This is a genomic window from Bradyrhizobium sp. AZCC 1693 (genome assembly GCF_036924745.1).
Lineage (GTDB): Bacteria > Pseudomonadota > Alphaproteobacteria > Rhizobiales > Xanthobacteraceae > Bradyrhizobium.
On sequence record NZ_JAZHSD010000001.1, the window covers coordinates 6,617,431 to 6,636,971 of the forward strand.

21 protein-coding genes, 1 pseudogene and 1 riboswitch are annotated in these 19,541 nt (G+C 62.7%); of the genes and pseudogenes, 10 read left to right on the forward strand and 12 right to left on the reverse strand.

The genetic code is table 11. The features are described 5' to 3' along the window. Positions 1-12: 12 nt before the first annotated feature. The 5 genes from V1293_RS31525 (at position 13) to V1293_RS31545 (ending at position 5,013) form a co-directional block, all read left to right on the forward strand. Entirely contained in the window at positions 13-1,098 is a 1,086-nt protein-coding gene (locus V1293_RS31525; protein WP_334515081.1) for an ABC transporter ATP-binding protein, read from the forward strand. After that, complete coding sequence (locus tag V1293_RS31530; RefSeq protein WP_334515083.1) at positions 1,098-2,000, forward strand: carbohydrate ABC transporter permease; 903 nt, start codon at positions 1,098-1,100, stop codon at positions 1,998-2,000. The genes V1293_RS31525 and V1293_RS31530 overlap by 1 nt, the downstream gene beginning before the upstream one ends. Next, positions 2,000-2,806 (forward strand): carbohydrate ABC transporter permease, encoded by an 807-nt coding sequence (locus V1293_RS31535; RefSeq protein ID WP_334515086.1) that lies wholly within the window; start codon positions 2,000-2,002, stop codon positions 2,804-2,806. Before V1293_RS31530 ends, V1293_RS31535 begins: the two co-directional genes overlap by 1 nt. A 9-nt stretch (positions 2,807-2,815) precedes the next feature. After that, positions 2,816-3,142 carry a DUF2160 domain-containing protein gene (locus V1293_RS31540; RefSeq protein WP_334515087.1) on the forward strand — a complete coding sequence of 109 codons (327 nt, stop codon included), beginning with the start codon at positions 2,816-2,818 and terminating at the stop codon, positions 3,140-3,142. 74 nt (positions 3,143-3,216) lie between these two features. Beyond that, positions 3,217-5,013 (forward strand): ABC transporter substrate-binding protein, encoded by a 1,797-nt coding sequence (locus tag V1293_RS31545; RefSeq protein ID WP_334515089.1) that lies wholly within the window; start codon positions 3,217-3,219, stop codon positions 5,011-5,013. A 254-nt stretch (positions 5,014-5,267) separates the two neighbouring features. On the opposite strand, the gene V1293_RS31550 is transcribed toward V1293_RS31545, so the two are convergent. From V1293_RS31550 to V1293_RS31595, 10 genes are all read right to left on the reverse strand, one after another. Then, on the reverse strand, positions 5,268-6,368 hold the full coding sequence (locus V1293_RS31550; protein WP_334515090.1) for an alkene reductase: 1,101 nt from the start codon (positions 6,366-6,368) through the stop codon (positions 5,268-5,270). 352 nt (positions 6,369-6,720) lie between these two features. Further along, positions 6,721-7,323, reverse strand: coding sequence for an SPFH domain-containing protein (locus tag V1293_RS31555; RefSeq protein ID WP_334515092.1), 603 nt, complete (start codon positions 7,321-7,323; stop codon positions 6,721-6,723). A gap of 612 nt (positions 7,324-7,935) precedes the next feature. Beyond that, the gene (locus tag V1293_RS31560) at positions 7,936-8,229 is read right to left on the reverse strand and encodes a helix-turn-helix domain-containing protein (protein ID WP_334515093.1); all 294 of its coding nucleotides are present in this window, start codon (positions 8,227-8,229) and stop codon (positions 7,936-7,938) included. 229 nt (positions 8,230-8,458) lie between these two features. After that, complete coding sequence (locus V1293_RS31565) at positions 8,459-8,851, reverse strand: hypothetical protein (protein ID WP_334515094.1); 393 nt, start codon at positions 8,849-8,851, stop codon at positions 8,459-8,461. A 25-nt stretch (positions 8,852-8,876) separates the two neighbouring features. Further along, the gene (gene thiC / locus V1293_RS31570; protein WP_334515096.1) at positions 8,877-10,775 is read right to left on the reverse strand and encodes a phosphomethylpyrimidine synthase ThiC; all 1,899 of its coding nucleotides are present in this window, start codon (positions 10,773-10,775) and stop codon (positions 8,877-8,879) included. Positions 10,776-10,969: 194 nt separating this feature from the next. Beyond that, positions 10,970-11,578, reverse strand: coding sequence for a thiamine phosphate synthase (locus V1293_RS31575; protein WP_334515098.1), 609 nt, complete (start codon positions 11,576-11,578; stop codon positions 10,970-10,972). Continuing rightward, on the reverse strand, positions 11,565-12,347 hold the full coding sequence (locus V1293_RS31580; RefSeq protein WP_334517001.1) for a thiazole synthase: 783 nt from the start codon (positions 12,345-12,347) through the stop codon (positions 11,565-11,567). The genes V1293_RS31575 and V1293_RS31580 overlap by 14 nt, the downstream gene beginning before the upstream one ends. Positions 12,348-12,522: 175 nt before the next feature. Further along, entirely contained in the window at positions 12,523-12,720 is a 198-nt protein-coding gene (gene thiS, locus V1293_RS31585) for a sulfur carrier protein ThiS (protein ID WP_334515099.1), read from the reverse strand. Next, positions 12,711-13,724, reverse strand: a complete 1,014-nt coding sequence (locus V1293_RS31590) for an FAD-dependent oxidoreductase (protein WP_334515100.1) — start codon at positions 13,722-13,724, stop codon at positions 12,711-12,713. The genes thiS and V1293_RS31590 overlap by 10 nt, the downstream gene beginning before the upstream one ends. Then, positions 13,712-13,841, reverse strand: a riboswitch (TPP riboswitch). (Overlaps the previous gene by 13 nt.) 106 nt (positions 13,842-13,947) lie before the next feature. Then, positions 13,948-14,472, reverse strand: coding sequence for a transglycosylase SLT domain-containing protein (locus V1293_RS31595; protein WP_334515102.1), 525 nt, complete (start codon positions 14,470-14,472; stop codon positions 13,948-13,950). Between the two features lie 325 nt (positions 14,473-14,797). Between V1293_RS31595 and V1293_RS31600 the strand changes: the two genes are divergently transcribed. Next, positions 14,798-14,992 (forward strand): hypothetical protein, encoded by a 195-nt coding sequence (locus tag V1293_RS31600; protein ID WP_249790635.1) that lies wholly within the window; start codon positions 14,798-14,800, stop codon positions 14,990-14,992. 21 nt (positions 14,993-15,013) lie between these two features. Here the strand turns inward: V1293_RS31600 and V1293_RS31605 are convergent, their stop codons facing one another. Both V1293_RS31605 and V1293_RS31610 read right to left on the reverse strand, forming a co-directional pair. Then, positions 15,014-16,339 (reverse strand): ATP-binding protein, encoded by a 1,326-nt coding sequence (locus V1293_RS31605; RefSeq protein ID WP_334515106.1) that lies wholly within the window; start codon positions 16,337-16,339, stop codon positions 15,014-15,016. A gap of 2 nt (positions 16,340-16,341) precedes the next feature. Beyond that, positions 16,342-17,096: pseudogene (locus V1293_RS31610) on the reverse strand (response regulator). A gap of 217 nt (positions 17,097-17,313) precedes the next feature. Between V1293_RS31610 and V1293_RS31615 the strand changes: the two are divergent. The 4 genes from V1293_RS31615 (at position 17,314) to V1293_RS31630 (ending at position 19,442) form a co-directional block, all read left to right on the forward strand. Next, positions 17,314-17,892: a hypothetical protein gene (locus V1293_RS31615; protein ID WP_334515109.1), complete on the forward strand. Its 579-nt coding sequence runs from the start codon at positions 17,314-17,316 to the stop codon at positions 17,890-17,892. Between the two features lie 136 nt (positions 17,893-18,028). Beyond that, a complete protein-coding gene (locus V1293_RS31620) occupies positions 18,029-18,406 on the forward strand; it encodes a PRC-barrel domain-containing protein (RefSeq protein WP_334515111.1) in 378 nt (125 codons plus the stop codon). A gap of 95 nt (positions 18,407-18,501) precedes the next feature. Continuing rightward, complete coding sequence (locus V1293_RS31625) at positions 18,502-19,041, forward strand: PRC-barrel domain-containing protein (protein WP_334515112.1); 540 nt, start codon at positions 18,502-18,504, stop codon at positions 19,039-19,041. Positions 19,042-19,229: 188 nt separating this feature from the next. After that, positions 19,230-19,442 (forward strand): dodecin family protein, encoded by a 213-nt coding sequence (locus V1293_RS31630; RefSeq protein ID WP_247519119.1) that lies wholly within the window; start codon positions 19,230-19,232, stop codon positions 19,440-19,442. The last annotated feature ends 99 nt before the right edge of the window (positions 19,443-19,541 follow it).

A 19,541-nucleotide genomic window follows, 5' to 3' on the forward strand; every position in this document is an offset into this window, starting at 1 on the left:
GGGAGATGCAGCATGGCTCGCATTGACCTCGTCGATCTCGCGCACTCCTACGGCGGCAATGACGCGCCGGAGGAATCGTTTGCGCTCAAGCCGGTGACCATGACGTGGCGGCAGGGCGGCGCCTATGCGCTGCTCGGCCCGTCCGGCTGCGGCAAGACCACGCTGCTCAACCTGATCTCCGGCATCGTCACGCCGTCGCGCGGACAGATCCTGTTCGACGGCGCCGACATTACACCGCTGTCAACCCAGAAGCGCAACATTGCGCAGGTGTTCCAGTTTCCCGTGATCTACGACACTATGACGGTCGGACAGAACCTCGCATTCCCCTTGCAGAACCGCGGCGTGCCGAAGGCCGAGGTCGAGGCGCGGGTGAGGCAGATCGCCGATCTGCTCGACCTCACGTTCTATCTCGACCGTAAGGCGACGCGCCTGACTGCCGACGCCAAGCAGAAGATTTCGCTCGGCCGCGGCCTCGTCCGTTCCGACGTCGCCGCGGTGCTGTTCGACGAACCGCTGACGGTGATCGATCCCGAGCTGAAATGGCAGTTGCGCTCAAAACTAAAGGCGCTGCACCGCGAGCTCGATCTCACGATGATCTATGTCACCCATGACCAGACCGAGGCGCTGACCTTCGCCGACACCGTCGTCGTCATGCATGACGGCCGCGTGGTGCAGAGCGGCACGCCGGCCGAATTGTTCGACAAGCCCGCGCATACTTTCGTCGGTTATTTCATCGGCTCGCCCGGCATGAACATAGTTCCGGCTGACGTGAGCGGGCACGAGGCGCGCATCGACGGTCATGTCATCGGCCTGCATCGCAATTACGGCGTGCTGCCGTCTGGCGCCAAGATCGAGATCGGCGTACGGCCGGAATTCGTCAACGTCGCGGCTCCCGCGTCCGGCCTGTTGTCGGCCACGATCGAGCGCATCGACGATCTAGGCCGCGTCCGCTTCGCTCGCGTTCGCATCGGCGATGCAAAATTCGCCGCCCGCGTGCCATCAGGATTTTCCGTGCCCGACAACTCGGTCGGGCTCGTATTCGATCCGGCGCACGTGCACGTCTATGCCGACAGCCGTCTGGTCGAGGGGGTAGCCTGATGGACAAGACCATCAACCAGAAGGCCTGGTTCCTGGTGCTGCCGGTATTCGCGGTGGTGGCGTTCTCCGCGGTGCTGCCGCTGATGACGGTCGTGAATTATTCGATGCAGGACACGTTCGGCAACAATCAGTTTTTCTGGAACGGCGTCGGCTGGTTCAAGGAATTGCTCGATCCCTCGACCGATCTCGGCGGGCGCTTCCTGGCCTCGCTCGGCCGCAACCTGCTGTTCTCCGCCATCATTCTGGCGATCGAGGTGCCGCTCGGCATCGTGGTGGCGCTGTCGATGCCGCGCGAGGGCTGGACCGTTGCCGTATGCCTTGTGATCCTGGCGCTGCCGCTGCTGATCCCGTGGAACGTGGTCGGAACGATCTGGCAGATTTTCGGCCGGCCCGACATCGGCCTGCTTGGCTATACGCTCAACGGTCTCGGCTTCGACTACAATTACGTCTCCAACGAGTTCGATGCCTGGGCCACCGTCATCGTGATGGACGTGTGGCACTGGACCAGCCTCGTTGCGCTGCTGTGCTACGCAGGGCTGAAGTCGATTCCCGACGCCTATTACCAGGCGGCGCAGATCGACGGCGCCTCGCGCTGGGCGGTGTTCAAGGCGATACAATTGCCGAAGATGAACCGTGTGCTGCTGATCGCGGTGCTGCTGCGCTTCATGGACAGTTTCATGATCTACACCGAGCCGTTCGTGGTGACCGGCGGCGGACCGGGCAACTCGACCACCTTCGTTTCGATCGAACTGGTCAAGATCGCGCTCGGGCAGTTCGACCTCGGCAAGGCCGCGGCACTTTCGCTAGTCTACAATCTGATCATCCTGATCGTGTGCTGGATCTTCTACACCGTGATGACCAACGCCGGGGCCGAGCGTCCCGCCAAGAAGGGAGGCGCCTGATGCATTCGATTCCCGGCCGCCGCCTCATCATCTCGCTGTTCCTGATCTTCCTGCTGTTGCCGATCTACTGGCTCGTCAATATGAGCTTCAAGACCAACAGCGAGATCGTCACCACCATGACGCTGTGGCCGCACCAGCCGACGCTGGAAAACTACAAGCGCATCTTCACCGACGAGAGCTGGTATTCCGGCTACATCAACTCGCTGAGCTATGTGCTGATCAACACCGTGATTTCGATCGCGGTGGCGTTGCCGGCGGCCTACGGCTTCTCGCGCTACCGCTTCCTCGGCGACAAGCATCTGTTCTTCTGGCTGCTCTCGAACCGCATGGCGCCGGCGGCGGTCTATGCGCTGCCGTTCTTCAATCTCTATTCGGCGATCAATCTGTTCGATACGCCCTGGGCGGTCGCGCTCGCGCATTGCATCTTCAATGTGCCGCTGGCGGTCTGGATTCTCGAAGGCTTCGTCTCCGGCGTGCCGCGCGAGATCGACGAGACCGCGTTCCTCGACGGCTATTCGTTCCCGCGCTTCTTCATCAAGATCCTGGTGCCGCTGATCGCGAGCGGCATCGGCGTCGCCGCGTTCTTCTGCTTCATGTTCTCCTGGGTCGAGTTGCTGCTGGCGCGCACCTTGACGTCAGTCAACGCCAAGCCGATCTCGGCGATCATGACCCGCACGGTCTCGGCCGCCGGCATGGATTGGGGCCTGCTGGCTGCGGCCGGCGTGCTCACCATCATCCCGGGCGCCCTGGTGATCTGGTTCGTCCGCAACTACATCGCGCGCGGCTTTGCGCTCGGTCGGGTGTAGGGGGCGCATATGGAACATATCGCATGGATGGCCTGGACGCTGCCGACCGCGATTTTCTTCGTGATGCTGGCGCTGACATTGGGGGCGATGACCTGGCTTGCGGTCGCCTATCCCGAAGCCGAGCGGGTCGGCGTGTTGCGCATCCCGACCACGCGCGGCGACCGGCTGTTCATTTCGCTGGTGCTCGCCGCCGTCATCCATCTGTTGTGGATTGCCTTTGTCGGTACCGACCCGCTTCTGACGCTGCCGATCGGGGAGGGCGTTGAGATTTCGAGCCTGTGGCTCGCAACCGTAATTTCGCTTCTATCGGCCGTTGCGATTTTCCGCACCGTCTAGGAAGTGAAAAAGAGCAGATCCGGGATCAACCCGGGCCTGAGTTTTGTTTTGTCGCTGCAACCGGAGGATCCAACATGCGACGCTTGAGAGGAAGGAATGGTCCCTTGACCAAGGAGAGCTTTCTGACGATGACCAGCGCGGCTGCGCTGATCGCGGCTTCCGTGACCATTGCCGCACCTGCGCGTGCGGACGACGCCGTCAATCAACGGTGGATCGACAGCGAGTTCCAGCCCTCGACGCTGTCGAAGGCCGACCAGTTGAAGGAGCTGCAGTGGTTCGAAAAGGCCGCCGCACCCCTCAAGGGCATGGAAATCAACGTCGTGTCGGAAACCATCACGACGCACGAATATGAATCGCGGACGCTGGCGAAAGCCTTCACCGAGATCACCGGCATCAAGGTCAAGCACGACCTGATCCAGGAAGGTGACGTCGTCGAAAAGCTGCAGACCCAGATGCAGTCCGGCAAGAACGTCTATGACGGCTGGATCAACGATAGCGACCTGATCGGCACCCACTTCCGCTACGGCCAGACCGTGATCCTGTCGGATTACATGACCGGCGAAGGCAAGGACGTCACCAACCCGCAGCTCGACGTCAACGACTTCATCGGCAAATCCTTCACCACAGGCCCGGACGGCAAGCTCTATCAGCTTCCCGACCAGCAGTTCGCGAACCTCTATTGGTTCCGCTACGACTGGTTCTCCAATCCCGACTACAAGGCCAAGTTCAAGGCCAAGTACGGCTACGATCTCGGCGTTCCCGTGAACTGGTCGGCCTATGAAGACATCGCCGAGTTCTTCACCAACGACGTCAAGGAGATCAATGGCGTCAAGATCTATGGCCACATGGACTACGGCAAGAAGGATCCCTCGCTCGGCTGGCGTTTCACCGACGCCTGGCTGTCGATGGCCGGTAACGGCGACAAGGGCATCCCGAACGGCAAGCCGGTCGACGAATGGGGCATCCGCATGGAAGGCTGCCGTCCCGTCGGTTCATCCGTCGAGCGCGGCGGCGACACCAACGGCCCGGCGGCGGTCTATTCGATCGTCAAATATCTCGACTGGATGAAGAAGTATGCCCCGCCGCAGGCGCAAGGCATGACCTTCTCCGAGGCAGGTCCGGTGCCGGCGCAGGGCAACATCGCCCAGCAGATCTTCTGGTACACCGCCTTCACCGCCGACATGGTGAAACCGGGCATTGCAGTCGTGAACGCGGACGGTACGCCGAAGTGGCGCATGGCGCCGTCGCCGCACGGCTCGTACTGGAAAGAGGGCATGAAGCTCGGCTACCAGGACGCCGGCTCCTCGACGCTCCTGAAGTCGACCCCGCCCGATCGCCGCAAGGCGGCCTGGCTCTATCTGCAGTTCATCAACTCCAAGACGGTGTCCTTGAAGAAGAGCCATGTCGGTCTCACTTTCGTGCGTGAATCCGACATCTGGGACAAGTCCTTTACCGAGCGTGCGCCGAAGCTCGGTGGCCTGATCGAGTTCTACCGCTCGCCCGCGCGGGTGCAGTGGACCCCGACCGGCAACAACGTGCCTGACTATCCGAAGCTCGCGCAATTGTGGTGGCAGAACATCGGCGATGCGTCGTCCGGTGCGAAGACGCCGCAGGCGGCGATGGATGCGTTGGCTGCAGCCCAGGACTCGGTGCTCGAACGTCTGGAGAAATCCGGCGTGCAGAAGGAGTGCGGGCCGAAGCTGAACAAGAAGGAGACGGCCGAGTTCTGGTTCGCCAAGTCCGCGAAGGACGGCAACATCGCTCCCCAGCGCAAGCTGGCGAACGAAAAGCCGAAGGGCGAAACCGTCGACTACGACACGCTGGTGAAGTCGTGGCCGGCAACGCCGCCGAAGCGGGCAGAGGCGAAGTAAGCCTACCATCGTGTCCCGGACGCGATGCGGCGCCCTTGCGCCGCTTCGCAGGGCCGGGACCCGGATTGCGGATGGACCCCGGAACAGCAGCGCACCGCTACGCGCTGCGCAGCATCCGGGGAACATAAGCGAAAGGCCGGGAGCGATCCCAGCCTTTTTTCTTTCCGTCATTGCGAGCGAAGCGAAGCAATCCATCGTGCGGCATAACGGACGGATGGATTGCTTCGCTTCGCTCGCAATGACGGCGAGAGCCCTCACTCCGCCGCCTGCGCAGCCCCAAGCGTCGGATAGTCCGTATAGCCCTTCGCGCCGCCGCCGTAGAACGTCGCCTTGTCCCACTCGTTCAGCGGTGCGCCCTTCTTCAACCTCTCGACCAGGTCGGGGTTCGAGATGAACGGTTTTCCAAATGCGATCAGGTCGGCGGCGTCAGCCTCGAGCACCTTGGTCGCGAGATCGAAATCGTAGCCGTTGTTGGCGACGTAGGCGCCGCTGAACCGCTTGCGCAACGAAGCGTAATCGAACGGCGCGACGTCGCGCGGGCCGCCGGTGGCGCCTTCGATGACGTGGATGTAGGTCAGCTTCAGCGCATTGAGCCCATCCACGATGTGATCGAAGAGAGGCTGCGGATTGCTATCGCTCACGTCATTGGCCGGCGTCACCGGCGAGATGCGGATGCCAGTGCGTTCAGGGCCCGCCACCGCGGCTACCACCTTGGAAACTTCCAGCATCAGCTTGGCGCGGTTCTCGATCGATCCACCATAGGCATCGGTGCGTTTGTTGGTGCCGTCCTTGGCGAACTGATCCAGCAGATAGCCGTTGGCGCCGTGGATCTCGATACCGTCGAAACCGGCGGCCAGCGCATTCTCGGTGCCGCGCTTGAAATCCTCGATGATATCAGGAATCTCCGACAGCTCGAGCGCGCGCGGCTCGGAGATCTCGGTGAAGGTGCCGTTGACGAACGTCTTGCCCTTGGCGCGGATCGCGGATGGCGCCACCGGCTTGCCGCCGCCGGGCTGCAGCGTCGAGTGCGAGATGCGGCCGACATGCCAGATCTGGATGAAGATGCGCCCGCCTTTTTCGTGCACGCGATCGGTCACCTTGCGCCAGCCGGCGACCTGCTCCTTCGAATAGATGCCAGGCGTATCCTGATAGCCCTGGCCCTGCTGAGAAACCTGGCTGGCTTCCGTGATGAGGAGGCCTGCCGAGGCGCGCTGCCCGTAATAGTCCACCGCCAGCGGGCTCGGCACCATGCCGGGCGGCACCGCGCGGTTGCGGGTCAGCGGCGCCATCGCGAAGCGGTTCGGAAGCGTGATCGGGCCAAGCTTGAAGGGCTCGAACAGTTTGGTCTGGCTCATGTCTGATATGTCCGGGTGAATGATGATAGGGGAGAGTTGGGCATTGCGGGCAATTCTCGCAATCCCGGAAGCCATTCGGCTTGCGCAGACGAGCTGCGCCCGATCCCGGCGAGATGGCCGGCGCCGGGAAACGGCGTATGCGCATGCGTAGCAGGATTCATTCGAAATCAGGAATCGCGCAGCATAGGCTGCCTCCAGGCCCGCGCCCTGGTGGCCGAACGGCGCTGTCGGCGCGGAATCGGCCCGCCTTGGGCTGGCGCCGCGGTCGGTCGGGGAATCGATGAAGCCGGGCGCGATCACATTGCCGCGAATGCCTTTTTATTCAGCGCCACGCCCGTTGGCGCGGCACGAGCTATTCCGCCGCAAATCCCATTCGCCTGCTGTCCAATTCCACGATGGGCCCTGCGGAATCGACCTGCAGCAGTTCGAATGTCAGGCATTCGCAACCGATGGCGCGCAGCACCTGGCTGGCGGCCTTCTGCGCGCTGTTGCTGAAGGTCTGGTGATCCAGTTGAATTTCGAGGCGCGGTTTTCGGCTGCATACCGCCTTCACGACCGATTGCAGCCGGATGGAGACCTCGTCGCGATAGTTCTGGGTGCTTTCGAACGAGGCCCGGGGATCGACGATTTGCGTTCGGACGACATAGACGAGGTTGACTGCAATGCGGTCGGCGGAAACGGCGCCTTGCGCAAATCGAAACACCTCGGGGCGTCTGTCGATCCGCGCCAGTTGGCGGCTGCCGGCGCGGATCCGGTGCCGGCCGGGCGGCAGGGCCTTTTCAAAACGGCCGTTCCGGTAGAGCAGGACGGTTTCAAACTGCTGCACACAGACCCGGTCGAAGCCGAGCAGCGTCATGATCCCCTTCCTGAACAGCGTCGAAATCCAGGCCCAGGCACCGGCGATCACGGCAATGACGATCAAAGAAAATGCTATCGAGCCCAGAAGTTCACCCACGTTCTTCCTTCCCCCGCACGGTTTTTATCTTTGTTGCCGTCACCGCGATTCCAGCTATTCCTTGGATGATCGTACGTCGAAATTAAGTCATCCGCATTTCAACCAGAGCGGGTAAACAAAAAAATAATCCGGACGGCCGCGCGGTCATTTGCATTTTAAATAGACGCATTGTGAGGACCGATTGTTCTCCTTCCCAGGGGGCTTTCGGAGGAGGGGCGGGCGGTTTGCCGACACCGCCGCCTGATCGATCAGATCGTAGCCCGCATGAGCGGAGCGACATGCGGGTAGTCCGTTCGCCGAAACGGGCGCCTACGTCTGCTGCGCCTTTCGCGTCCATCGCATCTCACCGCACGTTCGTGGCGATCGCGAAGCGTCCCTCATCTGCCGTGAGACGGGCGGAGTTATGGAGCTGATTTGGCCTGCGTGTCGCGGCCGCTGCACAGGATTTGCGCTTGCGGCGGAAGCAAATCAGTCCGCAGTCCGTAAGGGTGGACAAAGGCGCAAAGCGCCGTGCCCACCAAATAGCACTGCGCTCTCGATGGCATGCTTCCGCCTTCGCTCTTCGAGCTACGGCGAGACAAGCCCGCCTTGCCAACCTACGCTCTGCTCGCGCTAGCTGTGCGCGGGAATGTCGACGCCGTCAGTCGCATACTGCCGGATCTTGTTCCGCATCGTGCGCACCGAAAGTCCGAGCACGCGGGCGGCGTGGGTGCGATTGCCGTGGCAGCGCGCCAGCGTCTGCAGCACGAGCTCGCGCTCGATCGCCTCGACCGTGGAGCCGATCAGCATCGGCACGACCTGGTGGGGTGAAAGGCCCTGAGATTCCGATGGCGAAATCTCGGGCGTGCAGACACAGTCCACGCCAAGGTACAGGTCACGGTACGCATCAAGATGCTCCTGGGGCATCAACACCTCCCGATCGACGCTTGCTCCGAAACGCGGAGCATAAACATCAGGAATCAACGGCCCCCCGCCGTAGACGGAGGGTGGGCGCGTTTGGTTAATGAAAGGTTAAGTTGCACGGAAAAGTTTTGACGAAGCATTTTACACCCTGCAGTATATGTTCAACAGCATGCAGATAGACGTGTCAGAGATTGTAGCCCGCATGAGCGGAGCGATATGGGGGCTACGCTTGCTAACGCGTCGGCTCCTTGATCAGCTCTTCGGTTGCGATCGATTGTGCAGGCTTGGTCGAGCGAACCATCAGAAATGTTCCAGACAGCCCTGGCAGCCTCCAGCGCCCATCGATCTCCGTCGCGTCAGCATTGACCAGGCCTTCATAAGTGACCTTGTCATAGCCGTAGCCAGGTGGCTCGTAACGTTTGACGAATGAAACCGTACTGCCGGATCGATGACCCGCAATCGAAGCTTTGTGAATGCTCAACGGGCAACCGGGCGTCATGCATGGTTCGGTCACGTTTCCTCGGAGTGCGCCACCGGACTCGATGAGCGTCGCCAGAAACGTGACCATTCCAACTTGCGGCTGAACAAAGGTGCCGTCCCAGACACCGGTCAGATTGTCGGTCATTGCGGTCCAGGTCAGTGCGCAGCCCTCACAACACCCGATTACTCTCCTTCACCTTCTCCGCATCCAGATACACGCTGCTCCCCATCTCCTTGAACTTCTGGCTCATCTTCGCCATCCCGTCCTCGATGGTCCCACTCACCGACATCCCCACACTCGCCGGATCGTTCAGCGTCGCCGCATAATCACGAACATCCTGCGTGATCTTCATCGAACAGAACTTTGGGCCGCACATCGAGCAGAAATGCGCGACCTTGTGGGCTTCCTTCGGCAGCGTTTCGTCGTGGAAGCTCTTTGCGGTGTCCGGATCGAGGCCGAGGTTGAACTGGTCGGTCCAGCGGAAGTCGAACCTCGCGCGTGAGAGCGCGTCGTCGCGGAGTTGCGCGGCGGGGTGGCCCTTGGCGAGATCACTGGCGTGGGCGGCGATCTTGTAGGTGATGACGCCGACCTTGACGTCGTTGCGATCAGGCAGGCCCAGATGCTCCTTCGGCGTGACGTAGCAGAGCATGGCGCAGCCGAACCAGCCGATCATGGCCGCACCAATGCCTGAGGTAATGTGGTCGTAGCCCGGCGCGATGTCTGTCGTCAGCGGGCCCAAGGTGTAGAACGGGGCTTCGCCGCATTCCTTGAGCTGCTTGTCCATGTTGATCTTGATCTTGTGCATCGGCACGTGGCCGGGGCCTTCGATCATCACCTGGCAGCCCTTGTCCCACGCGATTTTTGTCAGCTCGCCGAGCGTCTCCAGCTCCGCAAACTGCGCACGGTCATTGGCGTCGGCGATCGAGCCGGGGCGCAGGCCGTCGCCGAGCGAGAACGAGACGTCATACTTGCGCATGAGGTCGCAGATCTCGTCGAAGTGGGTGTAGAGGAAGCTTTCCTTGTGATGCGCCAGGCACCACTTCGCCATGATCGAGCCGCCGCGCGACACGATGCCGGTGACGCGGTTGGCGGTGAGGTGGATGTAGGGCAAGCGGACGCCGGCGTGGATCGTAAAATAGTCGACGCCCTGTTCGCACTGCTCGATCAGCGTGTCCTTGTAGAGCTCCCAGGTCAGTTTTACCGGATCGCCTTCGCACTTTTCCAGGGCCTGATAGATGGGAACGGTACCGATCGGGATCGGCGCATTTCGAAGAATCCATTCGCGGGTGGTGTGGATGTTGCGGCCCGTCGAGAGGTCCATCACGGTGTCGGCGCCCCAGCGGATCGCCCACACCATCTTGTCGACTTCTTCCTCCACCGACGAGGTCACGGCGGAGTTGCCGATATTGGCGTTGATCTTGGTCAGAAAATTGCGGCCGATGATCATCGGCTCGAGTTCGGCGTGGTTGATGTTGCAGGGGATGATAGCGCGGCCGCGCGCGATCTCGGAGCGGACGAACTCCGGCGTGATGAAGGCGGGGACCTCGGCGCCAAAGCTTTCGCCGTCGGCCAACGCGGCTTCGGCGCGTTCGAGCTGTTGCTTGCGGCCGAGGTTTTCGCGCTCGGCGACGTAGATCATCTCCTTGGTGATGATGCCGGCGCGGGCGAATTCGAGCTGGGTGATCTTGTGACCGTCGAGGCCGCGCAGCGGCTTGTGGTGCGCGGTGAAGGCCTTTGCGGCGTGCGAGGCGCCGACATTGCCGTTGTCCTCCGGCTTGATCTCGCGGCCCTGATATTCCTCGACGCCGCCGCGCTCCTTCACCCAGGCGAGGCGGTTGCGCGACAGGCCGGCGTTGACGTCGATGGTGACAGTCGGGTCGGTGTAGGGGCCCGAGGTGTCGTAGACGGGAAGGTTGGGCTCGCCGGCGCCTTCACTCAAAATGATCTCGCGCAGGGGCACGCGCAGGTCGGGCGCGGCGTCCGGGGTGGCGAAGATCTTTCGCGACGAGGGAAGGGGCCCGGTGGTGACGGCGGGAAGGGTGGTGTCGGGGTTGGAGCGAATGTTCATTATGTTATCCTCCTTGTTCTAATTCGTTGGCATCGCTGAGCGAGAAACGGCCACCGCTGTCATCCCCGCGAAAGCGGGGATCCAGTATCCCAGAGACTGCGCGGTAGGACGGAGAGGCCGCGGCGTACTGGATCGCCCGGTCAAGCCGGGCGATGACGGCGGAATGAATGGCGCGGGGCTTCGAACAATGCACATCACGCGGCCTCCGCGCTCTGGCCCAGCCACTGTCGCACCCTTGCGTCGGGGTCGGCGTTCTGGGTGACGTCGCTGACCACGGCGATCGAGTCGGCGCCGGCCGCAAAAATCTCGGCGGACTGTTCGAACTTGATGCCGCCGATCGCGACCAGCGGGATATTGCCGATGCGCTTCTTCCACTCGGTGATTTTTGCAATGCCCTGCGGGGCAAAGCGCATCGATTTAAGCGTGGTCGGAAAGATCGGACCGAGCGCGATATAGTCCGGTTTCGCTGCAAGCGCGATCGCCAGTTCCTCGTCGTCATGGGTGGAGATGCCGAGCGTCAATCCGGCTTTACGGATTTCGCCGAGGTCGGCGTCGACGAGGTCTTCCTGACCGAGATGCAGATGTTTTGCGCCGGCAACGATCGCCGCGCGCCAGTAGTCGTTGACCACGAGCTTTGCCGGCGTGCCCTTGATGGCCTCGAGCGCGTCGGTCACGATCTGCAGCGCTTCTGACTCATTGAGGTCCTTGGCGCGCAACTGGATGGTGCCGGCGCCGAGCAGCGCCAGCCGCGTCACCCAGGCGACGTTGTGAACGACGGGATAAAATCTATCAGGATACGGCATGCCAGAACGGGGTCCCGATCACAGGGGTTGAAGGCGAGGCGAAGTCGCGGGCTTCCATCAGCCCGGCCTCGTAGGCGGTGCGGCCGGCTTCCACGCCAAGGCGGAATGCGGTGGCCATCGCGACGGGGTCGGCGGCCTTCGCCACCGCGGTGTTGAGCAGCACGGCGTCATAGCCGAGTTCCAGCGCGTGAGCCGCATGCGAGGGCGCGCCGAGGCCGGCGTCGACCACCAGCGTCGCGTCGGGCAAGCGCTCGCGCATCAGCTTCAGCGCGTCGCGGTTGGTGATTCCTTTGGCGCTGCCGATCGGCGCGGCCCAGGGCATCACGACCTTGCAGCCGGCGTCGACCAGCCGCATCGCGACCGAAAGATCTTCGGTGCAGTAGGGGAATACTTCAAAACCGTCCTTGATCAGGATGCCGGCGGCTTCGACCAGGCCGACCACGTCGGGCTGCAGCGTGTCGTTGTCGGCGATCACCTCCAGCTTGATCCAGGGCGTGGCGAATAACTCGCGCGCCAGCTTTGCGGTGGTCACCGCCTCGCGCACGCTGCGGCAGCCGGCGGTGTTCGGCAGCACCGTCACATCAAGCTCGCGGATCAGCGACCAGAACGCATCGCCCGTCTTGCCGCCGGCAGCCTCGCGGCGCAGCGACACGGTGACGATGTTGGCGCCGGACGCACGGATCGCGTCCTGCATGATCGCGGGCGAGGGGTAGAGCGCACTGCCGATCAAGAGGCGGGAGGAGAATGTTTTGCCGTAGAAATTGAGCATGTTCACGGTGTCTCCTCAAATGCCATTGTCATCCCCGCACCACCATTCGTCATCCCCGCGAAGGCGGGGATCCAGTACGCCGGGAAGCCTGTGGTCGGACCGATAGGCCGCGGCGTACTGGGTCGCCCGGTCAAGCCGGGCGATGACAGCGGAATATGAGGCACGCTCATCATCATCACCCTCCCTGCCGCGGCGTGATGATCTCGATTTCGTCGCCGCTTTTCAGCACGGTCTCGGCCCAGCGGCTTTTCGGCAGCACGTCGTAATTCAGCGCAATCGCGAAATGCGTGCCTTCATATTCGAGTTCGCTGAGCAGGGCGTCGACGCGGGAAGAGGCGATCTCCCGCTGCTCCCCGTTGACGGTCACACGCATCGCATCACCTCATTGTCGATCGCGCCGCGCTGCACATAGCCAAGCGTCAGCTCGGCCAGCGCCGGCGCCAGCAGAAAGCCGTGGCGGTAAAGGCCATTCACCGCGATCTTGTTCTTAGCGATTGTGATCCGCGGCAGGTTGTCGGGGTAGGCGGGACGAAGGCCCGAGCCGAACTCGACGATGCGCGCTTCGGCAAAGGCCGGATGCACGGCATAGGCGGCGCCCAATAGCTCCAGCGCCGAGCGCACGCTGACGCCGGTGTCTTCGGCCTCGATCGAGGTCGCGCCCAGCATGAACCTGTTGTCGCCGCGCGGGATCACATAGAGCGGCCAGCGCGGATGGATCAGCCGAACTGGGCGCGCCAGCTCGACCTCGCTGGTCTCGATGATAATCATCTCGCCCTTGACGCCGCGCAACTCTGGTTGCTCGTCGCGCGCGGACAAGCCGCGGCAGTCGATCACGATGCCGTCGAGATCCTCGGCAGCAGCATCGCAGTCGAACTTGATGATGCCGCCGGCGGCTTCGATGCGGGCATGCAGTTCGGGGAGCACGCGGCGCGGCTCGACATGGCCCTCATCGGCATAGAACAGCCCGTCACGGAAACGGCCGTCCAGCGATGGTTCGAGGTCGCTCAACGCCTGCGCGTCGAGCCTGACATGGCCGGTGGTCAGTTTCGCAAAACGTTCGAAATCGGCGCGGTCGCGCGCATGCGCCACGACCAGCGATCCGTTGAACGGGGTTTTGGGAAAATGCTCGCGCCACAGATCGAGCGAGCGGACGCCGAGCCGGCCGATCACCGGCTCCGAGGTCTCGGCCTCGCACCAGGGCGCCAGCATGCCGCCGGCCCAGTGGCTGGTCGAGAGTGTCATATCGGCGTCACTGCGCTCGTACAGAGTGACGGCATGGCCGGCCTGCGCGAACAGCAACGCCTGCCATGCGCCGGCAATGCCCGCGCCGATGATGGAAACGGGGGAATCCCCGCGCAGATCTGACTTCTGGTACATCCCTGTCCCTTCGCCGGCATGACCCGGATCAGGTTCAAAGGGTCACCGCGGTCCAGCGCCTTTCGGCCCAAGCTTGCGGTATCTCAGCTCCTCATCGGAGCACCCCTCGGAACAGGGCTAATGTAGGCAGTTGGGCTGACGTGTCAACGCGGCTTTGCGGGAACTGCACCGCGGTAGTGCCCTGACGCAGCGAAGCGCGGGCCCGGGGAGCGCGATATCAGGGCTATTGGGGGGTCTGCAGCGCGTTTGCGTCCGCAGGTGTTCTCGCCGATTCGGCGGGCCTGGCGACGATTTTCGGCGGTGCACCACTGGCAAGCACCGGCGTGATCTGCAGGGGCTGCTCGAGCCGCTGGCGCTTTGCAGCATAATAATAGCCGCTCGCATAATAACGCATGGCGCGCCCGTGGTCGCTGTTGGCGGCGCGATAGGCGCCGGCCAGATATTTGATGCCCCAGGCGAGATTGGTGTCGGGATCGCGCAGGCCCGCGGCGTCGCCGGTGTAACCGAGGCCGCGCGCGGTCGCGAGCTTGATCTGCATCAGCCCGATGGTGCCGCCGCGCCCGACAAGGCCTGGATGGTATTTGCTCTCGCGCACGATCACCCGGTGCACCAGCGCTACCGGCACGTTGTTCGCGGCGGCGTGGGTGGCGACCATGCTCTCATACTGCGCGCGGCTCTGCGCCATCGCATCGGGCGAAACCAGCAACGCCGCGATGGCGGCGAGCGCAAACTTCGACAAACTTTTCATAAAAATAATCTCGACGGGGCGCGCGTTAACGATGGCGCTTTCGGTAGTTCCATTACCGGGCGCTGATGTGGCGAAAACCCGACGACATAGCGGCGAGATATTCGCGGCGTTAACGGACTCGTCAATCGTGACGTACAAATTGTTAGTGCGATGCATCGCATCTGCGACGTGAAACTGCGTCATGCGGACGCGCAGGATTGTCGTGCAAAAGACGCAGTCAAGGTGTAAAGAAAGTTTTCCCGGCGACAAAGCGTTCGTTCCGACAGCAAAACTGTCTCATTCCATTAAATAACAAAAAATAAAAAATCAAAAGGGAGATGCGCCCATGGCTCGACTCGATTCCGGCAATTTACCCCGTGGAAATCCCTGTGCCCAATGCGGCAAGCCGATTGCGAGGCCCGATTGGGTCGAGAGCAGTCCCGGCCGCACGTCGTTCCTCTGGTTCTGCCGTGCCTGCGATTATCGCTTTGAAGCGATCGCGATCTATGAAGAGGCACATCCGGACGCGCTCGCCGCCTGAAGCCTCTGAAATCATCATCCTCTAGGCCGCAGCGCGGCCGCTGTTCTGGTGGATTGGCAATCGCATCCGAACCACCAGACCATGTGGCTGCCGGTCGTGCAGCGACAGCGCGCCGCCATGCGCTAGCACGATGGCATTCGTGATCGAAAGCCCAAGGCCGAAGCCTGCCGCTTCATCCATGTTGCGGGCGTCGTCGCCGCGCACGAACGGCTCCAGCATATTCTGCTTCAGCGCATCCGAAATGCCGGGGCCGTCGTCCTCGACGTCGATGGTCAGCTGATCCTGTGAGACGCGAAGGCGGATCACCGCTTCGGCGCCGAACCTCACGGCATTCTCCACCAAATTGGTGACGGCGCGGTGCAAATCGTCCGGCCGCACCGTGGCCATCGCATGCGCGGGGCCGTGATAGGCGACCTTGCGTCCCATGTCGCCGAACTGGTCGGTTATGAGCTGCAGCGTGCTGGCGACGTCGGCCAGCGTCATGGCCTCTAACCTGCGGCCGTTGCGCAGGAACGACAGCACGGACTCAAGCATCGCGCGCATCTGGTCGAGATCGTCGAGCATGCGGCTGCGATGGGTTTCGTCCTCGATGAATTCGGAGCGCAGACGCATTCTTGTAATCGGCGTGCGCAGATCGTGGCTGATCGCGGCGAGCATTTTGGTGCGGTCGTCGATCAGGCCGGTGATGCGCTCGCGCATCCGGTTCAGCGCGCGCGCGACTGAGCGGATTTCCTCCGGCCCGCGCTCGGGCAGCGGCGCGGCGCCGCCGTTGAGGCTGAAACTTTCGGCGGCTTTTGCGAAGGACGACAATGGCGCGGTCAACGCCCGCGCCGCCCACAGGCCCAGCAAAGTGACGCTGATGACGGCAAACAGCAGCGTCATCATCCAGGGACCGCCGAGAAACGGCGGCCGCGGCCGGTCCGGCAGGACCTTGGCCGAAATCGTCATACCGTCAGGCAAGCCGATGCCGACCTTGCGGCTCCCATCGCTCGCAAGCTGGAAGACGCGATAATCGCGGCCGAGGCGCTGCTGCAGGCCGTGCGGATCGAATCCGTCTGGCTCGATTGCCGAAGGCACCGGCCCGGCGGGCAGGATTTCGATGCCGAGCTGCGGAAAGGCGCGCGCGATGTCGGCGGACAGCCGCGGCCGTTCCGGCGCGGGCGCGGCGCCGAGCAACTGTACGGCGGCGGCAAGCTGGCCATGGCCGCGGTCAGACGACGGCTCCGGCTGGTCGGGCCGGTGCAGCAGAAAGCTCGCGGTGATGATCAGATGAAGCGCTGCGATCGAGACGACGACGAGGGCTGCGATCTGGCCGCTGATGCCGCGCAGGTTCAGGAGGCCCTTCATGATCAGTGGCCGGCGGCGGTCACCGCCTCGATACTGATGGCTTCAACGCGCGGGGTGAACATGTAGCCGCCGGAGCGCACCGTCTTGATCATGGTGGTAGTTTGCGGATCGGGTTCGATCTTGCGGCGGATGCGGCTGACCAGCACGTCGATCGAGCGCTCGAACGAGCCGGCATTGCGGCCCTGCGTGAGGTCGAGCAGGCTGTCGCGCGACAGCACGCGGCCGGGCCGCTCGCAGAATGTCCGGAGCAGGTCGAACTCGGCGCTGGTCATCGCCACGTGCGCGCCCTCGGGATTGCGCAGCTCCCGCAGCCGGCAATCGATCCGCCAGCCCGCAAATACGAGCACGGCTGCTCCCTCGGTGGCACTGGCGGTGTAGGCGGCGGCCTGCCGGCGCAGCACCGCGTTGATCCGGGCCAGCAGTTCGCGCGGGTTGAACGGTTTGGCGAGATAGTCGTCGGCGCCCATTTCGAGGCCGAGGATGCGATCGATGTCCTCGCCGCGCGCGGTCAGCATGATGATCGGGGTCTGCGATTGCGCGCGCACCTTGCGGCAGAGGGTGAGGCCGTCCTCGCCGGGCAGCATGACGTCGAGGATCAGGAGATATCTACCCTGCGGTCGGTCATGGCGCGGGCCATCTCGCGGCCGTCGGCTGCTGTGGCCACGTTGCAGGCGTTGTTGCGCAGGTATTTTGCGATCAGCGACCGCGTCTCGCGATCGTCCTCGACGACGAGGATGTTGGGTATTGCCTGGGCCATGCCGATCTTTTGTCGGTGATTCGGGCCTGCGCGCGAAGGATTTTTGTTTCCAGATGTTTCTGGATGACTCGGGGCAACACCGGGCAACAGGCCCGGGGGCGGTGAAAAGACCTCGTTAAGACCCGGAGCCCTACCGTCGAGGCGTCTTCTACGAATCTCTCGACGAATCCCTTCGACGAATCACCTGACGATCCCTTTGACGATCCTTGGAGCTATCATGACCTCGATCTCGGCGGCCTCCGTCAACACCTATCAATCGCCACTGCAGAAGTTGCAGGATGAGTTGCTCTCCGAAGTCAATTCCGGCGCCATCAGTTCGTCGGACAAGGACGCCTTGTCGGCGGCCCTGACCGATATCGATTCCGCGATGCAGGCGAGCCGCGCCAGCGACCAGGCCAGCGGAACGCGGCCGTCGCCCGACCAGCTCAAATCGAAGATCGACGACCTGATCGCCGGCGAAGTTTCCAGCGGCAAGCTGACCAGCGATCAGGCCACCGAACTGCAGGGCATCTTCAAGGCCGCGTTCGCCAACGGCCCCGGCGGGGCTGGCGGTCCCGGCGGCCCGGGTGGCGCCGGCGGTCCCCCTCCCGGTGGTCCGCCGCCCGCGGATGGCGCGTCCTCGAGCGACGATTCTTCGTCGAGCACGAATTCGATCGACGACATTCTCAAGCAGTTCCTGCAATCGCTGCAGGAATCGCTGTCGGCGTCCTCATCGACGACCTACGGCGTAAACGGCAGTTCGAGCACGAGCAACAGCGGTTCCTTCTCGGCACTGCTGATCGACTATCACAGCTGAGCGCGCGATCGCGAAGCGGACAAAAAGCTGCCCTGCAACCATCCTTTCCGAAAGGGAAGGATGGTTGTCTCATTTTCGGGAACGGAACCTGGCGACGGTTGTCACGTTGATTCCGGACTGATGTGTGGAGGGTCCAATGGCAAGCAGCGTCATGGCCAAGCCACATCAGCTGATCGCGAGCGACCGTGTCGAGGGGACCGCGGTGCGCAGGCCGAACGGAGACATGATCGGCCATATCGAGCGGCTGATGATCGACAAGGTCACCGGTAAAGTAGCCTACGCAATCCTTAGTTTCGGCGGGTTTCTCGGCATCGGCGCCAATCTGATTCCGTTGCCGTGGGGACGGCTTCGCTACAACATGAAGTTCGAAGCCTACGAACTCGACATCGACGATGAAGAGCTGAAGCGCGCGCCGTCATTCCGTGCGGACAAGGATTTCGACTGGGGCGATCGCGCAAAGGAAGCCGAACTGCATCGCTATTACGGCAGGCCGCCTTACTGGGGCGGCTTTTGACCGCAGTGCGGCGCGAGTGTTTCGTGCGAAATGGGTGGAACACTTGTTGAAGTGACGGGTTTTCCCAGAGCGTTTCTGAACTGAGGAGAACGGATATGCTAACCAAATATGCCGTTGCCGGCCTCGCGGCTTCCGCGCTGCTGGCGAGTGTCGCGTTCGCGCAAAGTCCTTCGGCAACGACTGACCGCGCAACAACCGCCGCGCCCGCGGCCGCGTCCGATACCTCGTCGTTCAAGGGTAACTGGCGGGCCTCGAAGCTGGTCGGCCTAAACGTGTACAACGACAGCAACGAAAGCCTCGGATCGATCAATGATCTGCTGGCTGACAAGAGCGGCAACATCAAAGGCGTGGTAATCGGCGTCGGCGGGTTCCTTGGCGTCGGCGAGCATCTGGTTGCGGTAACCTTCGACAAGGTGAAATTCGTCGATGAGCCGATCGCCTATACCGGCGCCTCGAGCACCGCGCCCGCGACCGGCGGCGCAAGGCCTTCAACGAACACGACGACGACGGGTGCTGCGACGACTGCGCCTGCCGCCGCGCCCAAGAAGAATCCGTGGTATCCGGATCACGCCATGCTTAGCGCGACAAAGGATCAGCTGAAGGCGATGCCGGAGTTCAAGTACTCGATCGAGTGAGGCCGCGGCCTTAATTGCCAAAGCTTCTTCAAAATGGCTGGACGGCGTGACGCCGCCCGGCCATTTGATCTTGTGGACGCGTGTTCGCGCAATGGTGCAGCGCATCCTATTCACCATGGGCATCCCGATGTTAGGTTGTATCGCGGCAGGAGCCCCTGCGTCCTGCCTGGCACCAACGGGAGGACGACATGGCTGAGAGTGTCTACAAGGTCATCGAGCTGATCGGCACCAGCAAGGATTCCTGGGAAAAGGCCGCGGCGGCCGCGGTCAGCCGCGCCGGAAAATCCTTGCGCGACCTCCGTGTCGCCGAGGTCGTCAAGCTCGATCTGCAACTGGATGCCAAAGGCGAGGTCGAGGCGTACCGCGCCAAGGTGAATGTCTCGTTCAAGTTCGAGGATTAGCTGCAGTCGTGAGCCGTCATTGCGAGCGAAGCAATCCATCTCTTGCGGTGACACATGGACTGCTTCGCTTGCGCGCGCAATGATGGTGTACGCGGAGTG

Bases quoted from the DNA above. Each gene is read 5' to 3' on its own strand.
- V1293_RS31535 (WP_334515086.1), top strand. From the start codon at position 2,000: ATGCATTCGATTCCCGGCCGCCGCCTCATCATCTCGCTGTTCCTGATC.
- V1293_RS31625 (WP_334515112.1), top strand. From the start codon at position 18,502: ATGCTAACCAAATATGCCGTTGCCGGCCTCGCGGCTTCCGCGCTGCTG.
- V1293_RS31565 (WP_334515094.1), bottom strand. From the start codon at position 8,851: ATGACCGACAATCTGACCGGTGTCTGGGACGGCACCTTTGTTCAGCCG.
- V1293_RS31580 (WP_334517001.1), bottom strand. From the start codon at position 12,347: ATGCTCAATTTCTACGGCAAAACATTCTCCTCCCGCCTCTTGATCGGC.
- V1293_RS31605 (WP_334515106.1), bottom strand. From the start codon at position 16,339: ATGAAGGGCCTCCTGAACCTGCGCGGCATCAGCGGCCAGATCGCAGCC.
- V1293_RS31545 (WP_334515089.1), top strand. From the start codon at position 3,217: ATGCGACGCTTGAGAGGAAGGAATGGTCCCTTGACCAAGGAGAGCTTT.
- V1293_RS31615 (WP_334515109.1), top strand. From the start codon at position 17,314: ATGACCTCGATCTCGGCGGCCTCCGTCAACACCTATCAATCGCCACTG.
- V1293_RS31530 (WP_334515083.1), top strand. From the start codon at position 1,098: ATGGACAAGACCATCAACCAGAAGGCCTGGTTCCTGGTGCTGCCGGTA.
- V1293_RS31575 (WP_334515098.1), bottom strand. From the start codon at position 11,578: ATGCCGTATCCTGATAGATTTTATCCCGTCGTTCACAACGTCGCCTGG.
- V1293_RS31525 (WP_334515081.1), top strand. From the start codon at position 13: ATGGCTCGCATTGACCTCGTCGATCTCGCGCACTCCTACGGCGGCAAT.
- V1293_RS31540 (WP_334515087.1), top strand. From the start codon at position 2,816: ATGGAACATATCGCATGGATGGCCTGGACGCTGCCGACCGCGATTTTC.
- V1293_RS31590 (WP_334515100.1), bottom strand. From the start codon at position 13,724: ATGTACCAGAAGTCAGATCTGCGCGGGGATTCCCCCGTTTCCATCATC.
- V1293_RS31550 (WP_334515090.1), bottom strand. From the start codon at position 6,368: ATGAGCCAGACCAAACTGTTCGAGCCCTTCAAGCTTGGCCCGATCACG.
- V1293_RS31630 (WP_247519119.1), top strand. From the start codon at position 19,230: ATGGCTGAGAGTGTCTACAAGGTCATCGAGCTGATCGGCACCAGCAAG.
- V1293_RS31620 (WP_334515111.1), top strand. From the start codon at position 18,029: ATGGCAAGCAGCGTCATGGCCAAGCCACATCAGCTGATCGCGAGCGAC.
- V1293_RS31595 (WP_334515102.1), bottom strand. From the start codon at position 14,472: ATGAAAAGTTTGTCGAAGTTTGCGCTCGCCGCCATCGCGGCGTTGCTG.
- V1293_RS31600 (WP_249790635.1), top strand. From the start codon at position 14,798: ATGGCTCGACTCGATTCCGGCAATTTACCCCGTGGAAATCCCTGTGCC.
- thiS (WP_334515099.1), bottom strand. From the start codon at position 12,720: ATGCGTGTGACCGTCAACGGGGAGCAGCGGGAGATCGCCTCTTCCCGC.
- V1293_RS31560 (WP_334515093.1), bottom strand. From the start codon at position 8,229: ATGCCCCAGGAGCATCTTGATGCGTACCGTGACCTGTACCTTGGCGTG.
- thiC (WP_334515096.1), bottom strand. From the start codon at position 10,775: ATGAACATTCGCTCCAACCCCGACACCACCCTTCCCGCCGTCACCACC.